The organism is Bacillus sp. FSL R5-0443 (assembly GCF_038608285.1).
GTDB lineage: Bacteria > Bacillota > Bacilli > Bacillales > Bacillaceae > Bacillus > Bacillus velezensis.
In genome coordinates, this window is record NZ_CP152013.1 from 3,663,031 (window position 1) to 3,681,413 (window position 18,383).

Consider the following 18,383-nt stretch of genomic DNA (forward strand, 5'->3'; position numbering starts at 1 on the left):
AAAATCCTCCGTTCTAAGCTTTTGAATCGAATAGTGTCAAACGGCTGACAGGCTTGCGCGCCGCTTGCGGCTCTTTATAATTCATATTCTCTTTTTCACCCGGCATGATCATATCGAATGCCCCGGAGATGAATTGTAAAGCCTGAATCGTGAGCTGTTTGTTCATCTCATTCACTTCTTTCAGACGGTCAAGAAGCGCAGACAAAGAGTGAAATAACCCTTCAAGCTCCTGTTTTTCACTGCCTGAAGTTCTGGAGATGCATGCAGCAATTGTATTGTCCTCACCGCGGCTGAGAAACTGAGAAGTTAACCTGATTCGTTCTTCCTCAGTCTGCCCGATTGCCTGAATATACTTTTGCTCTTTGGTCAATATGTTGGAGAGCTCTTTTGTTTTACCTGCTTTCAGCGCTTCCGTTTTCTCCTCAGACAGCGTGAGCAGATGTTCATGCAGTGCGCAAAGTCGCTTCAGTTGATCAATAATTGGCTTTGCTGACATTGGCTTTCTCCTTTTTATTGCTTTTTATAGAAATTTACTATGTTTTCAGCGATGCTGTTTGAATCTATTTTATATGTTCCGCTCTCTATATCCGCTTTAAGCTGAGCGATTTTTTCCTGACGTGTTTTAGTGACCGCATCTGACGCATTTTGAAGCTCTTTTGCATGAGAAGAAATTTCCACTTTGTCCTTCGGCTTTGCAGCCTCTTTTTGTACGGCTTGCTTTTCGTAATTTTTTTGGTATGGATTAACGGATTGTGTTCCGTACTGATTGATTTTCATAGGATTCCTCTCGCTTTCTGTTCGCAGTCTAATTCTTTTATCGACTGCGTTATCAGTTAGTTTAGGGAATCAGGTGTTTTTGGTATTATAGGCATAGTATGTGTCTTTTGTACTGTTTTTCTCTTCGAATTCAGCGGCTGTTTTTTGGTTCATATGGTCTAATTGTGACTCAATATCTGTCTGACAGGACTTGCAAAATTTCCCCGTCCTGATTGGATTTCCGCACCTTTCGCAAGGATATGCCAAATTCGGAAGCTGGCTGATCTGAATTCTTTTTTGTTTGATAAACTTGAGGATCAGCTCTTCATCCACACCTGTTTCCTCAGTGATCTGCTGCATCGTCGACTGTCTGTTGATCTGCTTTCTCAAAAATTTATAGACGGTTTCAAATGCTTTTTCTTCTTCTTTAATACATGCCTGGCACACGGTCTGCAGGTTCGTTTTAAAAAATAAAGCATTGCATTTTGGACAATTCGCCAATTCACCCATCGTATTAACTCCTATTCCTTCTTTAATCTGCCTTATATTTCTATCAATTATATCGGCAGAAAAAAAGAATGATTTAGCTCCTGATTAAAGTAAAAGAGGAGACCGATGACGCTTTACCCACTGTCAGCAGGACTTCGGCGGCTTGGTGAAGTGTGGCGCCCGTCGTATAAATATCATCTATTAAAATGACGTTCATACCTTCGGCGGAGTTTTCGGCTGCTGAAAACTTTTTTTCTGCAGACAGCCTGTCTGTTTTGCTCTTTTTGAATTGTTTTTCGTTGTTCAGTCGGATGAGGGGGGAAATGACGGGCATTCCGAGCAGAGAGGCCAGCAGTTCGGATTGATTGAATCCGCGTTCCGCCAGCCGTTCGCCGCTCAGCGGAATAGGGATGAGAGTATGTGTATTTGATGGATATGCCGCTTTAAAGCCGGCAGCAAAGTCACGTTCAAATGCTTGAATGATTTTCGCATCACCCCTGAATTTAAAACGGGCCAATGAGTCCTTCATCGCATCATTATATAAATATACCGAACGGTTTTGCCGCAGCAAAAAGCGCTTTTCCGTTTTTGATTCCCGGGCCGCACAATCAGCGCATTTTTCATTTGACTCCTGAGGCCTCCCGCATATACTGCATACGGGGCCTTCAATTTTTTCGAATTGGCTGCTGCATATGCTGCATATCTCTTGCTCGGGCGCCAGAGAAAACAGAGATCTCCAAGTCAATGAACTTGAAATTGGTGAGTCACACAATAAACAATTCAGAGATATTACGCTCCTTCCCGAGTTTCACAGAACTCGCTTGGATTAACCGAAACAATCGCCGCTGATTCAGCCAGAATGACAAGCAGCGCCGTATTTTTCTGTTTATCAACTATCTCTGCTTTTGCATAAGCAACTTTCTTTTTATCTGTAACATATGCCGGCTCAGCCCGGTTTAATGAAAGTGCCAGTACATCATTTTTGCATACCCGGCATGTGCATTTCATATGAAGCTGAGACATATGGCGGTCGAGAAGTTCCTTTAATACGATTTCTTTTGAATTGACAAGCATGCTGACAGCTCCTCATAGGAAAGTATGAGTATACTGTATCACGTTTTCTGAAATTAACTAGTCCAACAATTTACTTTTTTGTGCCAATTTGTTCATATGTTCTATATGTTTTTTTGCTTTTTTCATTCCGTTTGTAATTCCGAAATGAAACATGACGACATCACCGCTGAAATGTTTATAATGCCTTCCCGTTCTGCCCGCGATCTGTACGAGCGCGCTCTCAGTAAAGATAGGTGCTTCTGCGCCGAGGACACATGTCTGAACTTTGGGCACGGTAACCCCTCTTTCTAAAATCGTAGTCGTTACCAGCAGGTCAAGCCGGCCGTCTCTGAACCGTTTCACTTTATCCTTTCTGAATGTGTCTTCCGCATAAACGCCTTCTGCCCTTACATTTAATTTCTGAAAATAATCCGTTGTCTTTTTCAATACATGTACAGACGGAACGAATAAGAAAACCGGCAGCTGTGATTGAAGTTTTTGGCGGACCCAATCGGTTACAGAGCGCGGCAGTTTTCCTTTCTGAAGCTTCTTCTTCCAATTGCCGCACCACAAAAAACGCGGCTCCGGGAGGGGTTTCCGATGATATCTGGCCGGTATGCGGACGCTTTTCAGCAAACCGGCTTCAGCCTTCTTTTTTAATGTGTCTGAAGGAGTTGCCGTTACATAAACAAGGGCGCTGTTTTTCTTCCTCGCTTTATCAACAGCGAATCTTAATGTCTCATCGGCTGAAAAAGGAAACGCATCTACTTCATCTATTATCATGACATCAAAAATGTCTCGGTAGCGCATCAGCTGGTGAGCGGTTGAAATCATTAACGGAGTCAGACGGCCTTTGTCCTCGCTGCCGCCGTACAAAGCAGAAACTTCGACTTTCTCAAATGCTTTTTTCAGTCTCGGCAGCAGTTCAAGTACGACATCTGTACGCGGAGTCGCGACACAGACGCGCAAACCGTGATTCAGAGCAAACTCGATACCCGGAAACAGCATCTCTGTTTTCCCCGATCCGCAAACCGCCCATACTAACAGCTCTTGTCTCTCTTTTATCGCATCTGTAAGCGCGGCGGCCGCCCGCTTCTGTCCGTCTGTCAGTGTTCCTTCCCAAGAAAGCTTTACAGGTTCCCAGCTGTTTTCATAGGCCTGATTCCAATAATATAATGATGTCAGTTCATCAGCCCTTCCCATCATGACACAGGCACGGCAATAGGTAATCTGCCTTTTGGCAGAGGGCGCCCAAAATGCCGCAAAGCAGGCTTGATCAGACTGACCGCATCGTTGGCAGACGTAACGGTTTTTCCGGCGGATGATTGACGGCTCGGCCGTTATATATTCTTTTTCTATAAAACGCTTGATGCGCTGGTCTGAAAACGGTATCTCAGATCTCAATAAATGCCGGCCGTAAAAGAAATCCCGCACCTCTGAAAATTCTGAAGCACCTTCGGACATCTCCCTGCCTCCTTTCTGCTCAAAGTATGCCTTGTCGGGAACCCACTTGTCGAATTGCGAAAATTAAAAAATAAAAAAATCTCCGCCCTTGAAAACGGAGATTTTCACTTAGTTTTTAAAGCACCAGCCGATTCCGATGGCGCCTTCGCCCAAATGGGTTCCGATCACGGCACCGAAATAGCTGTTATAGAATTCGACATGAGGATATTTACCGCTTAACTCCTGTATAATATCCGCCGCTTCTTCTTCCCTGTTTGCATGGATGACAGCTGCCCGCATCGGGATTCCTTTACTTGCATCCTCCCCAAACAGCTCAAAAATTCTCGAAATCGCTTTTTTGCGTGTCCGAATCTTCTCAAAAGGAACAATTACCTTATTGTCAAAATGAAGAATAGGCTTTACCTTTAACAGACCGCCGATAAAAGCCTGAGCACTGCTTAGACGCCCGCCCCGCTGGAGGTGTGATAAATCGTCCACCATAAAATACGCACGGACTGTTTTTTTCATTTCTTCCAGCTCTTTTATAATCTCTTCCGGTGAGTCAACACCGTCTTTAATGAGCTGTGCTGCCTTTAACGCATAAAAACCTTGTGCCAAACAGCTGATCTCTGAATCAAAGGGATAAACTTTAATATGATCAACCATAGTGTTTGCCGAGGCGGCGCTGTTATATGTTCCGCTGATTCCGCTGGACAAATGTATGCTTATGACTGCATCATATGTTTTGCCCAGTTCTTCGTACAATGCGATTAATTCACCGAAAGAAGGCTGAGACGTAGTCGGCAGCTCATCATGATTTTTTACTTCTTTATAAAAACTTCTCCAGTCGAGTTCTGTTTCTTCGCGGAATGTTTTTTCACCGAAAACCACTTGGAGAGGAATCATATGAATATGATGTTCTTCTCTCATCTCTTTCGGAATATATGCTGTACTGTCTGTTACAACTGCAATCTTCATCACTTTACCTGCCTTATTAAGTACTTAATAAGTATTTTAATAGATATGCAGCTGTAAAAAAAGACTTGCCATAACAGGCAAGTCTTCTCACACATGGCTAACGCATCTCTACCCAGCCGTTTTTAATGGCCACGACAACGGCTTGTGTCCGGTCATTAACGTTCATTTTCTGCAAAATATTACTCACGTGGTTTTTCACTGTTTTCTCACTGATAAACAATGATTCACCGATTCCGCGGTTGCTTTTTCCGTCTGCAAGCATTTGCAGCACTTCACATTCCCGTCTCGTTAATATATGTAATGGTCTCCGGATTTCCGGGTAAACCTCATGCTGAGGATGAGCAGAAACTCCGCTTGTCGCAAGACGGCGGAATTCGTTGACAAGATTGTGGGTTACTTTCGGGTGAAGGTAAGAACCGCCCTCGGCTACCACTTTCACTGCTTCGATTAAAGTATCTGCGTCCATCTCTTTCAGGAGATAGCCTCTTGCACCTGTTTTTAAAGCATGAGTCACATAGTTTTCATCATCATGGATGGAGAGGATAATCACCTTAGATTCAGGGTACAGCTCAACAAGCTGTTTAGTAGCCTCTACTCCATTTACATTCGGCATATTGATGTCCATTATGACAACATCGGGATGATAATGCTCGACGATTCGAGCCGCCTCATCTCCATCGTCACCTTCTGCTACCACTTCAAAGGTAGGTTCAAAATCCAATATTCTTTTTACACCCTCACGGAATAGTTGATGGTCGTCGATAATAACAATATTTACTTTAGTCACACGCTACGCCTCCTTATCCTATTGTTCTATATACGCCGCTGTTCGGTCAATATGTCTTTTGGCTCTATTTAACAAATTATAGGCCGAGAGATAACGGAACCTTAATCATGATAAATGTCCCAAGACCTATTTTAGAGTCTATCGTTATCGTTCCTTCAAGCAGATCTACTCTTTCTTTCATTCCCAGCAAGCCGAATGACTTGTTTTTCTTTTGTTTAGCATCCTTAATATCAAAGCCTTTTCCGTTGTCCTTAATGATGAGAACGACAAAATCAGCGGTTACTTCCACTTTTACTGTAATTTCCTCTGATTCTGAATGCTTGAGTGCATTTGTGACGGCTTCCTGAGCGAGACGGAAAAGCGCCACTTCAAATTGCGGGGCAAGCCTTTGGTTCTCCGTGTCTCCGATACACTGAAAATGTATTTTCACCTTTCCGTTGTATTCTTCAGTTGTATAAAGATATTTTCTCAGTGTCGGAATCAGCCCGAGATCGTCCAATGCCATCGGTCTTAAATCATATATAATCCTTCTGACTTCGTAAAGGGCATTCCGCACATTCTGCCGCAGATTTCTGATTTCCTGAAATCCGTCCTCCGTGCCGCGGTCGCGGAAGATCCGTTCAATTAATTCCGATCTCATCATGACATTTGCCAGCATTTGCGCGGGACCGTCATGAATTTCTCTGGAAACTCTTTTTCTTTCTTCCTCTTGGGCTTCAATGATTCTTAAACCGAAATCTTGTTTAGCCTGCGCATCGGCAAGAAGAAGCCCTACTTGGCGAAGGTCTTGATTCAGGTAATTCAGAACGACGGTTATTTGGCTGACCAATGATTCTGACCGTTCAATGATTTCCTGAAGCCCCAAAAGCCGGCGTTCTAAATCATCTCTGCGCTCCCGCAGCTGCTTTTCACGCTGTTGGATCATCGTCAGTTCCACTTGAAGTTTGTGCGCCTTTTCATAGGCGTTGCGAATTTCTTCTTCGCTGAACTTATGGAAATTTCTGCTTACTTCAGACAAGCGGTTTCGTGCGTGCCGCGTATGAACTTCAAGTTTGTCGCCCAGCTCAATGACTTCGTAGACCTGCTGTTTGATCTGTTTGAGTTCTTCAACCAGCTGCTCATATTGCTGGCGCGACTGCTCTCCGATTTGAAAAACCTCGTCCTTGCTCCCGTCCACGGTTTTCAGCATTTTCATAAGTATAGAATCCAAAACTTTGGAGTCCATCTTCGATTTATTCATCTGTCTCCCTCCGTAACGGTGTTGTTATGTATTTTTATTATAAATGTAATTGAACTGCAATTTATGTCGAATTATAATGAAAGAATGCGTATATTCTAGAAAAAAACATTTTTATATAGTATCTTACTCTTTCATGATACCAAAATATGCGCAAAAATTCTAAAGTCTGTTCGAATTTGTAGAAACAAGTCTTTTAATGCTTGTCAGGAGGGTCCAGCAATCATGCTGCACAGCTATTTAACAGTTAAAGAAACGGGTGAACATGAGATTGTGATTGAAAAATCGCGTTTTATCTGTCACCTGAGCCGTGCTGCTTCTGAAGAGGAAGCGCAGGAATTTATACAAAAGATAAAAAAACAGCACTGGAATGCGACTCATAACTGCTCAGCTTATCTGATCGGCGAAACCGACCATATACAAAAGGCGAATGATGACGGAGAACCAAGCGGCACAGCCGGCGTCCCCATGCTGGAAGTGCTGAAAAAACGCGGTCTGAAAGATACCTGCGCGGTGGTTACCCGGTATTTCGGCGGAATAAAGCTCGGTGCAGGCGGATTGATTCGTGCATATGGGAAGTCAGTGTCTGAAGGCTTAAATCATATAGGAGTTACGGAGCGGAAGCTGATGCGGATTATGCATACATCAGCGGATTATACGTGGCTCGGCAAGATAGAGAACGAACTGAGAGAATCAGTTTTTTTACTGAAAGATATCCATTATGCGGATCATGTCGAATTTGAAACGTACGTTGAAGAAAAAGACAAAGAAACGTTTATCAAATGGATGACAGAGCTGACGAACGGCAAGAGTAAGAATACAGAGGGAGAACTGACGTATTTAGAAACAGACGTCAGCCCTAAAGGAGACTAATGTAATGGCTGAACGTGTAAGAGTGCGTGTTCGAAAGAAAAAGAAAAGCAAACGAAAGATCATATTCAAACGGATTTTGCTGCTGCTTACCCTCGTTTTGTTAGTCGCTGCCGGGTTTGGCGGATACAAAGTATACAAAACGATTAATGCGGCAGATAATGCATATGATGCCCTTTCCCGCGGAGACAAATCAAAACTTCGTGATAAAGTCATCGATATGAAGAAAAAACCGTTCTCCATTTTGTTTATGGGGATCGAAAATTATGCTACAAGCGGAAAAGGCGGACGATCAGACTCTCTTATTGTCGTTACCCTTGATCCGAGAAATAAAACAATGAAAATGCTGAGTATTCCGCGTGATACGCGGGTGACGCTTGCCGGCGATACAACCGGTAAAAAATCAAAAATCAATGCGGCTTTTGCTAAAGGCGGGGCGGATGAAACCGTCTCAACCGTCGAAGACTTATTAGGCATACCGATTGATAAGTATGTCACTGTCGATTTTAACGGCTTTAAGGATGTTATTGATGAAGTCGGCGGAGTCAATGTAAAAGTGCCTTTTGACTTCGACGAGATGAGTGACGTCAGTAAAAAGAAACGGATCTACTTCAAGAAAGGAAACATGCATTTGAACGGTGAGCAGGCTCTGGCTTACGCACGCATGAGAAAGCAGGATAAACGCGGAGACTTCGGCCGTAATGACCGCCAAAAGCAAATCCTAAATGCACTGATCGACCAAATGTCTAAGGCTGGAAATATTGCTAAAATCGATAAAATCGCTGAAACAGCAAGCAATAATGTCCAAACGAATATTCGAATCACTGAAGGACTCGCCCTTCAGCAGATTTACAACGGCTTTACCAGCAAAAAGATTGATACACTGACCATAACAGGATCAGATTTATATTTAGGCGGCGGCGGAACCGCGTCTACGGGCGGAACGTATTATTTCCAGCCCGATCCGACCAATCTCGAAAAAGTACGGCAGGAATTGCAGAAACACCTGGATTACCCGTCCGGAAGCAGCACGGCGTCCGATCCTGCTTCTGACAGCACCGGAACGGACAGTACGACTGATTCGACTTCTGACAGCACAGGAACAGGCGGTACGGCTGATTCGACTTCCGGCAGCGCAGGAACAAGCGGTACCACTGATTCAACCAACGGTACTGCCGGTGCAAACGGTACGGACAGCACACAGTCCGGCGGCACACAGTCCGGCGGCACAACAGGCTATTAAGAGTAAACCCGATCCTTTGAGCAGGATCGGGTTTTTTTATATAATAAGAGAATAGCAGAATCCACAAAAAAGCAGACCATTCGCATGATCTGCTCTTTTTAATTTTTCTTTACCAGTCTCTTGTAAAACTTGGTAAATGGTTTAAATTGTTCATTTACTAACCCTGTGACCTCTGCTATGATTTGCATAAATACAATCAATACAAAAATAATAAACAGCGAAAGCCATATGGTCGCGCTTTTCAGCAGGATGGCACTGACGCTGAAAATAAAGCCGATTAAATAAATGATAATGACAGCCGTGCGGTGTGACAGCCCGAAGGCCATCAGCCGGTGGTGTATATGTGACTTATCAGGCGCCGAAATCGGCTGTTTGTTTAAAATCCGCCTGATGACGGCGAATGTCGTATCAAAAATCGGCACGCCCAAAATGATGATCGGAATGATGATACTGAATAAAGTAACACTTTTATAAAGACCTAATAATGAGAGTACTGAGATGACGTATCCGAGAAAGAGCGATCCGGTATCTCCCATAAATATCTTTGCCGGATGAAAATTATAAAATAAAAATCCGAGTGTGCTTCCTATCACGACAAGTGAAAGTGACAGAATAAGGATTTTCCCTCCGGACAACGCCATAACGGCGATAGTGGAGAGTCCGATGACCGACAGGCCGGCAGCGAGTCCGTCCAAACCGTCAATCAGGTTCATCGCGTTCGTAATACCGACGATCCATAACACAGTCAGCGGGTAAGCGACCCATCCCAATTCTAAACGTTCCGTTAAAAACGGTACGGAGAAAAAGTCCATTTTCAGTCCCGTGCTCACAATCATAATGGCCACGGCCAGCTGGACGAAAAACTTTACCTTTGCGCTTAATTGGTATTTATCATCGAGGATTCCTAAAATAACAATAATAAACGCACCCACTGTAATGGCGGTCATTTTTGTTTCATTATATATGCCGGCCGCGAGCACACCCGCCGCTACGCCGATAAAGATGGCCAGGCCGCCCATACGGGGCATTATTTTATCATGTACTTTTCGGTTGCTGGGCTGGTCAACTGCACCTATTTTGATCGCAATTTTTTTTACGATAGGAGTTAGGATTAAAACCGTTAGCAGAGAGACAAAAAACGCAACAACTATGCGAAACATGCGTTCGTCAAGCATAAAGAAGTCTCCTTTGGAATTATATGAAGTCTTTTCTGATATTGAACCGTTCCTTCCATTATAATTCTTACTAGTTATTATAACAAGCATCATCAAAAAGAAACACGCAAATCAAAAAATGCGCTTTCCCTTTTAATGGGATTGCGCATTTTTCAATATACCCGTGCATTCGAGCATTCGGCCGAATAAAACATTCCAATCCCGTCTCCGGGCCAATTCACGGCGCAAAGCCTCATATGATCCGCTGCGGTCCGCTGCCAGAAGCGCGTCGCAGGCCGCGATGAAATCTGCGGGGTCACTGCCTTCAACGTATTCATAGACGAAAGGCCTTTTGATTTTTGACGTAGAAGAAAGGTTGCAGCCGACAACCGGTTTCCCGGCGGCTAAAAATTCAAAAAGCTTAAGCGGAAATACCGCGTCATTATAAGGTGAATTTTTATAAGGCATGATGCCGATGTCGACAAGCTGCATATAGGACGGCACTTCATTCGGCGCGGCAGGTCCCGTCCAGATGACATTCGGACGCTCTAGAAGCGACTTGAAATCCGGATCGTCCTGAGCCGTGTTCGGGCCTACCAATAAAATCGTCCAGTCAGGCCTCACATCTGCCGTTTCCGCCATAAGCGCAAAATCGAGCTTCGGTTTGATTCCGCCGATAAAACCGAGAACCGTTCCGTTCCGTCCCCGTAAAATGTCTTCATCCGGCTGTTTATTTTCCCGTGAAAACAGGTCATATTCCACTCCGTTTTCAATGGTGAACACTTTCTGGTGCGGGTTCTCCAGCTTTTTTCCGACCTCCTGGTGCAGACAGTCAGATGTACACGTAATGGAATCGGCACGCTGAATGATTCTCATTTCCGCCTGTTTAATGATGTTTCTTCTAACATTTGACAGCACCCCGGACCGGCCGCTGATCGGAGCGGCCCACAGATCACTGCAATCGTAAATCACTTCATCCCAAGGAAACATATCTGCCAGAAGCGGAAAACCGGGGAAGGTGTACCATAAGCAGCAGCGGGCCCCTTCTCCTTCTTCCTTCAGCATGTTCAACAATGGTGAAAGCTTATGCCTGTAGCACATGTCTGTATACCTGCCGAAGCGGAAAGCTTTTTGCCGCATGAGATCCTTTACAGTGAACTGCCGGATTCCCTCGGCGATCCCGGCCATTTGACCATCATTGGCTTGCGGAGACGGGCATACCCAAATGACGCTTTTCGTTTCTTTTTGCCGGGCGAGAAATTCAGCCAGCCGGTGCCGTCTGTATCTCAGCCGGTCATGCCCCCATTCCGCCGCTCCGACGATTACGTGAATAATCGGTTCCACCTTCATCACCCAGCTCCTCTGACGCCTACAGTCTTTTCAAGACCGCGTTTTTCGCATATTGCATAAAACACCACGAAGCCTTGATAAAATGCAGGCGCTCAATTTCTCTATAAACAAACCACGTTTTTTTTGCGGCTTTCCACTTGTTGCTTGAAATCGAATTCTGCACAAGCCTGTATTCTGAAAGGCACTCATTCAGGCCGTAAGCCGTAAATCCCCTTTTCAGCAGGGAAAGCCATGTCGCTAAATCCTGCCGCGTTCTGATATCAGGCATTTGAATCTGCCCCGTCTGCTCTCTGTCAATCATGACCGTTAAACACCCGATAATCGTGTTTTTTAAAGCTTCATCATATGACAGGCTTTCAGGGGCTTGAATCGTTTTGTCCGTCGGCGTTCCGTCCTGCTCCATGACGCTGTAGCCCGTAAATGAAAAAGCGCAGGACCGCTCTGCCATAAACGCAAGCTGTTTTTGAAGCTTTTCCTTTTTCCATCTGTCATCGCTGTCCAGAAATGCGACATAACGGCCCTTGGCATGTTTAAGGGCTGTATTTCTGGCAGCCGCGGCTCCCCCGTTTTTCTCTAAATAAACGACGCGGATCCGCTCATCCTTTTGTTCATATTGCCGTAAAATATCTCTCGTTCCGTCCGTTGAACAATCATCCGCGATAATCATTTCCCAATGCGGGTGGCTTTGATGTAAAACAGACTGAATCGTGTCTTCGATATATTCACTTGCATTATAAGACGGTGTAATGACAGATACGAAAGGTTTCCAGTTTGTCATGGTCACATCTCCATCGCAGATTTTTACAAGGACTCTCTAAAAAACTCAGGAATGACAATGAACATAAATGCAACTGCAATGCCGATTAAAACGCCCAGAACCGCTTTCTTTTTCGGCGGCATGCCTTGTCCCGCCGTTTCATTCATCGGCTCTGAATTGATGATGCCGGCCGCTTTCAGGTTCAGCTGCGTATTTTTCAATTCGTATAAAAATCGTTCCTTATCCACTTTGGCGTCCGCGCTGACGGTTTCTCCTTCAAGCGCAGCAATACTCTGCCGCACTACTTTTGCCCGTTTTTCAAACAGGTCCTGATCATTCTTCAGAAAAGTTTTTATGACGGCTTGAAACACCGATTCGGTCTCCTGTTTGTTTTGGCCGCTGTAGCTGACCGTGATCAATGAATCTGATTGTGTTTCGACAGTCAGTTTACTTTTCACGGCCGCTCTTTCTTCGTCTGTTTTATCAGGCAAAGCCTGCTTTAAAAAGGCATCGCTCGTCAAAAGGAGCGGGATTTCTTTTGTATTGTTATAAAGCGGATGATCATAATTTCCCGCGGCGATCGCGGCTTCTGATGTAAAACTGCTGCTTCCGCTGATTTTTGACGGCAATACATATCCCGCTGCCCCTAACACAACGGGCAGCGCAATGATCCAAATGATATTCTTTTTTATACGCCGGGTTATTCTTGTCAACATATCCTTCATCTCGCATCTCCCTGTTTTTCATAGTACGCCGTGACGGCAGGCTCCTTTTGTAAACGCCTCAATATATTGACCGCCGCGATCACGAGCGAGAGAAATACCCAGTGGAAAAATAAATTTGATACGGAGCTTGGGCTGATGCTGCTTACCAAAAAACCGGCCATCGCCGTGATAAGTCCTTCTGTGATCAGTCTTGACTGATTTTCCGATTTTCTTTCATGACATTTATAAAGTGTCCAAAAAAGGAACAAATAGACTGTCAGGTAACCGAGCATCGTAAGAACGCCGAAGTTCGCCATAATCTCGACGAGCCAGTTGTGCACCTCAACTACGCCGCCCGTATCATAAACGGGCTCTGCTTTTAAATAGTAAGAGACGTTTCCGGCACCCACTCCGAACCCCCAGGAATCAATCACATAGTGAAAGGCGTTTTTTAAAAGATTCGCCCTCGCGAGGTTGGAAGGAAGCGGATGCTGTCCCGGCATCGCCTGCGGAGCTGAAAACAGATTCAAGACGGCATTGGTGATACGGCCCGCAAATAAAACCGCAAACAGCGCCGCACCCGCTCCCGCTGCGTACAGCGCGAGTTTTTTCAACAGGGAAGGCAGCAGGATGAAGACGTATACAGCCGCCCCCGCGCATATGCCCAGCAGACTCGCGCGCGAACCGGTCAAAATGATTAAATACAAAGCGCAGATCGCAAAGAGCAGGCTGACGGCCTTCACATAGCCGTTTTTCATATTTTTCACCGCCGCCGCATACAGAAAGAAACTGATGCACAAAAACGTTGCGAAATCATTTTGATTAAAGAAAACGGACGTCGGATAATGCTGTTTGTACTGCGGGCCGTTATAAAGCGTGGAGCTCGGCAGATGGTGGTGTGTAAAATGATTGTAAAAGCCGATCGCCATCACAAAAATGGTCATCACAAGCCATATGCCGTAAAAAACCATCAGCTGATCAAAGCGCTGAATGAACATGACAATAAGATAAATCAGAAACATGCCCATTCCCATTAAAGCTAAATATTTAATCCCGTACGTCACGGATTTTGCCCACAATAACGATAGGAGACCGTATGTAAACCATAAGGCGAAAAACATCAGAACCCCTTTTACATTCACCCGATTCCATCTGTCAATATGATGACGGTTTGTCAGGATGCCGGCGACGTGAAGGGCGCCCGCTCCGATTAATAACAGCCGGTATATAAATAAGCTGAAAAATCCGAGATGGACCGCAAAGAAGGCCTGGTTTAAAAATGTACACGCGATCAGTATATAAATGAGCCCCATAAACATCTGACCGTTTGTTGTAAAGGCGGATAGCAAAGCAAGTCCGGCAAAGCCGATCATGGCGGCAAACAGCAGCACGGTGATTTTTCCGAAGCCGGCATCCGCCCTGACCGCCTCCAGCATGATGAATCCTCCTGTAATGAGAGCGGCAAGCAGCACAAGAACATGTGCCGCTGAACGTTTGATACTCACATGGCAAACCCCTTTCCAAAACCGGCAGCCGAGCCGGGCTGCCGAGAGCCTGAAGACAATCTTTTTCTATCTTGCCAGTTCTTTTATTTGCCGACCGGCATGAACCGCCGGACGTCCGACGGAATGATAAGTGAATCCTGAAACCCTCATATACTCCAACGGAAACATATTTCTGCCGTCAATGATGACCGGCTGTTTGAGCAGCTGCTTCACTCTCTGAAGATCCATCTCCTTGACTTCCGGCCAATCTGTTGTAATCAGGCATGCGTCCGCGTTTTTGATGGCACTGTACAGCTCTGTGTGATATTCAATGCCGCCGTCTCCTAATATCGCTGACGCTTCGGGAATCGCGATCGGATCATACGCTTTCACGTGAGCGCCCTGCTCTTTAAGGCTTGTGATGATATCAAGAGCCGGGGCGGAGCGGACGTCATTTGTGTGCGGTTTAAAGGCCAGCCCCAGTACGGCCACGGTTTTCCCTTTTAAGGGACCGATTGCGCGGTTCAATTTTTCCGTAATACGGACCCGCTGCTTCTGATTGGTTTCAATGACGGCTTCCATCATTTGAAACGGATAGCCGGCGGCGTTTGCGATATGCAATAAAGCCGTTGTATCCTTCGGAAAGCAGGATCCGCCGAATCCGATGCCCGCCTGGAGAAATTTATTCCCGATCCGGCTGTCAAGACCGACGCCTTCTGACACGTGGGAAATGTCCGCCCCGACACGTTCGCAAATATTGGCGATATCGTTAATAAAAGATATTTTCGCGGCTAAAAAAGCATTTGCGGCATACTTAATCATTTCCGCGCTTTCAAGATTGGTCTTTACGATCTTCGTACGGAACGGCTTATGAAGCTCTTCAATGACCGAAGCGGCATGTTCGCTTGTGGCGCCGATGACCGCCCGCTCCATCTGCATCGTATCCCGCACCGCCGAACCTTCGCGGAGGAATTCAGGATTTGACGCGACATCAAACGGATATTTTCCCTTTGACGCTTCGCTGACGATTTGGTAAACGAGCTTTCCCGTCCCGACCGGAACAGTGCTTTTGGTGACAATGATTTTGTATCCGTTCAGCTGTTCTCCGATTGTTTGCGCCGCTGCCTTAATGTAGGTCAGATCGGCTTCACCCGTCTTTGACATCGGCGTACCGACGGCGATATAGATGATATCAGCGGCTTTCACAGCCGGCTCAATGCCGGCCGTAAAGGATAAGCGCCCGGCACTGACATTTTTTTCGGCTAATTCCTCAAGTCCCGGTTCATATATCGGGATGACTCCGTTTTGCAAGCTTCTGATTTTCGCTTCATTGATGTCACAGCAAGTCACATGATGGCCGATTTCCGCAAAACAAGTTCCAGATACAAGACCTACATACCCTGTTCCTAATACAGCGATTTTTTTCACAGCTTCATCCCTCTTTCGAAAGGTTCTCCTCTTGCCCGGCCCGGTTCATTACGGATCGGTATTTCTCTTTCAGCGCTTTCGCGTTTTGGCTTGCGTCAAAATACGTGCGGACGGTTTGATAAAGTTCCTCGGCTGTTTGCGGCGTCCAAGCCTCTCCTTCGTCATATTGCAGAATCGATTCTGCCAGCGTCTCAGGTGAACCCGGCTTGATCAGCAACCCCCGGTGTTTCCCGAATAAAGAAGCCAATCCTCCGACATCGGTGCAGATCACCGGCACCTTCAGAGCGAGCGCCTCAATGACCACAGTCGGCATGCCTTCGCTGTAGGACGGCAGCGCCATTACATCCGAGGCCAGCAGATAGTCCTGTACCTTGTCGTTCGGCACTTGCCCCGTGACGATATGAGCGGCTTCACGCAATGAAGATGCGGCGGGACCGTCACCGACAAAGACGGCTTCATATCTTTCATCCAATGATTGAACGGCTTTTGATAAGTCGAAAACGCCTTTCTCTTTGACAAGCCTGCCGATGAACACGATCAGTTTTTTATCCGGAGGAAGGCCGAGGCGTTTTCTGACGGCTTCTTTCGTCTCGTTCCTTTTTCGAAAGGCGTCAAGCGTGATGCCGATCGGAAGCACGGTGCACTCCGCTTCGATAAGCTTTTTCATTTGTTCCCGCAGACTGCCGCTCACAGCGTAAATATCGGCTGCTTCCCGCACCGCAAATGTAAATGCGCGATGAGCGCTTTTGCTGTAATGCGGATAGACATTGACATCACTGCCATGCAAGGTCAGCACATACGGAATGCCTAAAGCCTTTGACACAATGGCGGCCGCTCCGCCTGACGGCATGGCGAAATGCGCGTGAATCAGATCGGGCTTCAGGCCATGATTTTTAATCGCGGAAAGAACCGATGACGCCATTCTTTTATGCGGCTGCGCCCATTTCAGCTGCCCGGGAACCGCCTGATAAAACGGCCGGTGGACGGACACGCCTTTCCGCCATTCATGCGCCGGCCTGATATCCTTTTGCCGATACGTCTTTTTCAGCACCCGGAATGGCGCGGGGAGTTTCGGCCGCGGACAAATGACGGTCATCTCCGCGCCAAGCTTTCTCAGTTCTTGGGCCTGCGTCTCATGAAAAACGCCTTCTCCCGGCTTCTCACTGCTCGGATAGACACTTGTCATCCACAATACCTTCATAGCAAACGTCCTTTTCTTAATTTACTTTTCATATGCGGATAAGCTTTTCCTAACAGGAATAAATAACACAACGCGCCGCAGGCTACGGAGATCGCCAGCCGCAGCTTGACATCAAGGCTGATCCGCTCCGTGCCGAAGCTGGCTGTAAAAGCGATGACACCCATTGCCGCCGTAAGCAGAAACGGTTTGGCCACGGCTTTGAAGTAAGCCGACAGCCGCAGCTTAATGACATATGCCAACAGCCAGCGCCCGATCAGGAAATTCAGGATGCTGATGAAAGCGTACGTCCAGGCTACCGTCAAGAGATTTCCGGACAGCACGGCGGCGTACAAAGATGCACCATACAGCAGCATCACCCCGGCGTCCCAATAAAACGCCAGATCGGCCCGCCCTTTTGCGAGCAGCACAGATCCGTTCGGATTCATCAGAACCCTTAATATCCCGACGATGGCGAGAACGTTTAAAACCGGGACAGCCGCCAGCCATTTTTCTCCGAATACCGAAGCCACGAATGCATCCGACACTGAAACCAAACCGAGCAAAAGCGGAAAGGATATCAGCGCGAGTATTTTGGTCATATTGAGAAATCCTTCTCTGATAACGCTGTTTTCATGCTTGTTTTTCGCAAAGACGGGAAACGCGACTCTCGTAATGATCGGATTAATTTTTAATACCGGAAGCGTGACAATCTGGTAGGCCAGATTGTAAATGCCGAGCGCCTCAGCGCCGATAAAACTGCCGATCAGAATCATATCAATATTCGCTCCGAGCCGGTTCACAAGCCGGGAAGACAGCTGAAAGGCCCCGAAAGAAAAGAAGCCTTTCATTCCTTTCAGATCAAAAACCAACGCCGGTCTCCATGTTTTTCTGCAGGCCATCCAGTACAGAATACCTTTTGACGATTGCAGGAGCACCTGGGAAATCACATAGGCGAGAATCGGGTCCGTATAAAAAACCGCGGCCGCCAAATACACGAAGGACAGCACATTTGAAAAGATTTCAATCTTGCTTAACGTGTTAAATGCCAGCGCTTTTTGCAGCATATACTGGTATTGCTGACCGATCGGCGCGATTAAAAACATGACGGCCAGCACGCGGATTAAATAGAAAAGCTCCTCCCGCCGATAAAAATCGGCGATGAGCGGACTGCTGAAAAACAGCAGTGCAAACAGCGCAAGCCCCGTTATGATATTCAGCCAGTACAAGGAAGACATCTGTTTATCAGTCACATGATCTTTTTGAATGAGCGCGGCGCCAAAACCCATATCAAGCGCAATTTGGGCAAACACCACTACCGTTGTGATCATGCCGACAAGGCCGAATTCAGCCAGTGACATGACCCGCCCGAGCAGGGCGAATTGGATGATTTGAATGACCGTAATACACGCTGTCGAAATACTTGTCCATTTGGCGCCGCTCAAGATTTGATTTGTAATACTAGGCATCGTT

At 46.3% G+C, this 18,383-nt stretch carries 19 protein-coding genes; 2 read left to right on the forward strand and 17 right to left on the reverse strand.

Annotation, left to right across the window (positions count from 1 at the left end; all coding sequences use genetic code 11):
• Positions 1-13: 13 nt before the first annotated feature.
• The 9 genes from NYE28_RS18470 to degS form a co-directional block, all read right to left on the reverse strand.
• Positions 14-496, reverse strand: a complete 483-nt coding sequence (locus NYE28_RS18470) for a flagellar protein FlgN (RefSeq protein ID WP_003151394.1) — start codon at positions 494-496, stop codon at positions 14-16.
• 14 nt (positions 497-510) lie between these two features.
• On the reverse strand, positions 511-777 hold the full coding sequence (gene flgM / locus NYE28_RS18475) for a flagellar biosynthesis anti-sigma factor FlgM (protein WP_003151393.1): 267 nt from the start codon (positions 775-777) through the stop codon (positions 511-513).
• A gap of 69 nt (positions 778-846) precedes the next feature.
• Positions 847-1,266 carry a TIGR03826 family flagellar region protein gene (locus NYE28_RS18480; RefSeq protein ID WP_012118571.1) on the reverse strand — a complete coding sequence of 140 codons (420 nt, stop codon included), beginning with the start codon at positions 1,264-1,266 and terminating at the stop codon, positions 847-849.
• 73 nt (positions 1,267-1,339) lie between these two features.
• Positions 1,340-2,029, reverse strand: a complete 690-nt coding sequence (locus NYE28_RS18485; RefSeq protein WP_342490487.1) for a double zinc ribbon domain-containing protein — start codon at positions 2,027-2,029, stop codon at positions 1,340-1,342.
• 5 nt (positions 2,030-2,034) lie between these two features.
• Positions 2,035-2,319, reverse strand: a complete 285-nt coding sequence (locus NYE28_RS18490) for a competence protein ComFB (RefSeq protein ID WP_007407481.1) — start codon at positions 2,317-2,319, stop codon at positions 2,035-2,037.
• Between the two features lie 57 nt (positions 2,320-2,376).
• On the reverse strand, positions 2,377-3,762 hold the full coding sequence (locus tag NYE28_RS18495; protein ID WP_099320008.1) for a DEAD/DEAH box helicase: 1,386 nt from the start codon (positions 3,760-3,762) through the stop codon (positions 2,377-2,379).
• A 108-nt stretch (positions 3,763-3,870) separates the two neighbouring features.
• Entirely contained in the window at positions 3,871-4,719 is an 849-nt protein-coding gene (locus tag NYE28_RS18500) for a DegV family protein (protein ID WP_003151387.1), read from the reverse strand.
• Between the two features lie 97 nt (positions 4,720-4,816).
• Complete coding sequence (gene degU, locus NYE28_RS18505; protein ID WP_003219701.1) at positions 4,817-5,506, reverse strand: two-component system response regulator DegU; 690 nt, start codon at positions 5,504-5,506, stop codon at positions 4,817-4,819.
• A gap of 76 nt (positions 5,507-5,582) precedes the next feature.
• Complete coding sequence (degS, locus tag NYE28_RS18510) at positions 5,583-6,746, reverse strand: two-component sensor histidine kinase DegS (RefSeq protein ID WP_007407484.1); 1,164 nt, start codon at positions 6,744-6,746, stop codon at positions 5,583-5,585.
• Between the two features lie 222 nt (positions 6,747-6,968).
• Here degS and NYE28_RS18515 point away from each other — a divergent pair, with 222 nt between their 5' ends.
• Both NYE28_RS18515 and NYE28_RS18520 read left to right on the forward strand, forming a co-directional pair.
• A complete protein-coding gene (locus NYE28_RS18515; protein ID WP_061581228.1) occupies positions 6,969-7,616 on the forward strand; it encodes a YigZ family protein in 648 nt (215 codons plus the stop codon).
• A gap of 4 nt (positions 7,617-7,620) precedes the next feature.
• On the forward strand, positions 7,621-8,856 hold the full coding sequence (locus NYE28_RS18520; protein ID WP_025285355.1) for an LCP family protein: 1,236 nt from the start codon (positions 7,621-7,623) through the stop codon (positions 8,854-8,856).
• A 98-nt stretch (positions 8,857-8,954) separates the two neighbouring features.
• Here NYE28_RS18520 and NYE28_RS18525 read toward each other — a convergent pair whose 3' ends face one another.
• From NYE28_RS18525 to NYE28_RS18560, 8 genes are all read right to left on the reverse strand, one after another.
• On the reverse strand, positions 8,955-10,031 hold the full coding sequence (locus NYE28_RS18525) for an MraY family glycosyltransferase (RefSeq protein ID WP_003151382.1): 1,077 nt from the start codon (positions 10,029-10,031) through the stop codon (positions 8,955-8,957).
• 132 nt (positions 10,032-10,163) lie between these two features.
• Entirely contained in the window at positions 10,164-11,360 is a 1,197-nt protein-coding gene (locus tag NYE28_RS18530; RefSeq protein ID WP_094032536.1) for a glycosyltransferase, read from the reverse strand.
• 19 nt (positions 11,361-11,379) lie between these two features.
• On the reverse strand, positions 11,380-12,138 hold the full coding sequence (locus NYE28_RS18535) for a glycosyltransferase family 2 protein (RefSeq protein ID WP_012118576.1): 759 nt from the start codon (positions 12,136-12,138) through the stop codon (positions 11,380-11,382).
• A gap of 23 nt (positions 12,139-12,161) precedes the next feature.
• Positions 12,162-12,842: a Teichuronic acid biosynthesis protein TuaF gene (locus NYE28_RS18540; protein ID WP_033575219.1), complete on the reverse strand. Its 681-nt coding sequence runs from the start codon at positions 12,840-12,842 to the stop codon at positions 12,162-12,164.
• Positions 12,839-14,326 (reverse strand): O-antigen ligase family protein, encoded by a 1,488-nt coding sequence (locus NYE28_RS18545; protein WP_043021845.1) that lies wholly within the window; start codon positions 14,324-14,326, stop codon positions 12,839-12,841. The genes NYE28_RS18540 and NYE28_RS18545 overlap by 4 nt, the downstream gene beginning before the upstream one ends.
• A 66-nt stretch (positions 14,327-14,392) precedes the next feature.
• Positions 14,393-15,733, reverse strand: coding sequence for a UDP-glucose/GDP-mannose dehydrogenase family protein (locus NYE28_RS18550; RefSeq protein WP_337681151.1), 1,341 nt, complete (start codon positions 15,731-15,733; stop codon positions 14,393-14,395).
• Positions 15,734-15,737: 4 nt separating this feature from the next.
• Positions 15,738-16,934, reverse strand: a complete 1,197-nt coding sequence (locus tag NYE28_RS18555) for a glycosyltransferase family 4 protein (protein ID WP_227051133.1) — start codon at positions 16,932-16,934, stop codon at positions 15,738-15,740.
• On the reverse strand, positions 16,931-18,379 hold the full coding sequence (locus NYE28_RS18560; protein WP_060673969.1) for an MOP flippase family protein: 1,449 nt from the start codon (positions 18,377-18,379) through the stop codon (positions 16,931-16,933). The genes NYE28_RS18555 and NYE28_RS18560 overlap by 4 nt, the downstream gene beginning before the upstream one ends.
• Positions 18,380-18,383: the final 4 nt, after the last annotated feature.

Excerpts from the sequence above, each read along its gene's own strand:
- NYE28_RS18540 (WP_033575219.1), bottom strand. The coding sequence starts at position 12,842 with ATGAAGGATATGTTGACAAGAATAACCCGGCGTATAAAAAAGAATATC.
- NYE28_RS18535 (WP_012118576.1), bottom strand. The coding sequence starts at position 12,138 with ATGACAAACTGGAAACCTTTCGTATCTGTCATTACACCGTCTTATAAT.
- NYE28_RS18555 (WP_227051133.1), bottom strand. The coding sequence starts at position 16,934 with ATGAAGGTATTGTGGATGACAAGTGTCTATCCGAGCAGTGAGAAGCCG.
- NYE28_RS18525 (WP_003151382.1), bottom strand. The coding sequence starts at position 10,031 with ATGCTTGACGAACGCATGTTTCGCATAGTTGTTGCGTTTTTTGTCTCT.
- NYE28_RS18530 (WP_094032536.1), bottom strand. The coding sequence starts at position 11,360 with ATGAAGGTGGAACCGATTATTCACGTAATCGTCGGAGCGGCGGAATGG.
- NYE28_RS18490 (WP_007407481.1), bottom strand. The coding sequence starts at position 2,319 with ATGCTTGTCAATTCAAAAGAAATCGTATTAAAGGAACTTCTCGACCGC.
- NYE28_RS18495 (WP_099320008.1), bottom strand. The coding sequence starts at position 3,762 with ATGTCCGAAGGTGCTTCAGAATTTTCAGAGGTGCGGGATTTCTTTTAC.
- NYE28_RS18560 (WP_060673969.1), bottom strand. The coding sequence starts at position 18,379 with ATGCCTAGTATTACAAATCAAATCTTGAGCGGCGCCAAATGGACAAGT.
- NYE28_RS18515 (WP_061581228.1), top strand. The coding sequence starts at position 6,969 with ATGCTGCACAGCTATTTAACAGTTAAAGAAACGGGTGAACATGAGATT.
- NYE28_RS18480 (WP_012118571.1), bottom strand. The coding sequence starts at position 1,266 with ATGGGTGAATTGGCGAATTGTCCAAAATGCAATGCTTTATTTTTTAAA.
- flgM (WP_003151393.1), bottom strand. The coding sequence starts at position 777 with ATGAAAATCAATCAGTACGGAACACAATCCGTTAATCCATACCAAAAA.
- NYE28_RS18500 (WP_003151387.1), bottom strand. The coding sequence starts at position 4,719 with ATGAAGATTGCAGTTGTAACAGACAGTACAGCATATATTCCGAAAGAG.
- NYE28_RS18520 (WP_025285355.1), top strand. The coding sequence starts at position 7,621 with ATGGCTGAACGTGTAAGAGTGCGTGTTCGAAAGAAAAAGAAAAGCAAA.
- NYE28_RS18470 (WP_003151394.1), bottom strand. The coding sequence starts at position 496 with ATGTCAGCAAAGCCAATTATTGATCAACTGAAGCGACTTTGCGCACTG.
- degS (WP_007407484.1), bottom strand. The coding sequence starts at position 6,746 with ATGAATAAATCGAAGATGGACTCCAAAGTTTTGGATTCTATACTTATG.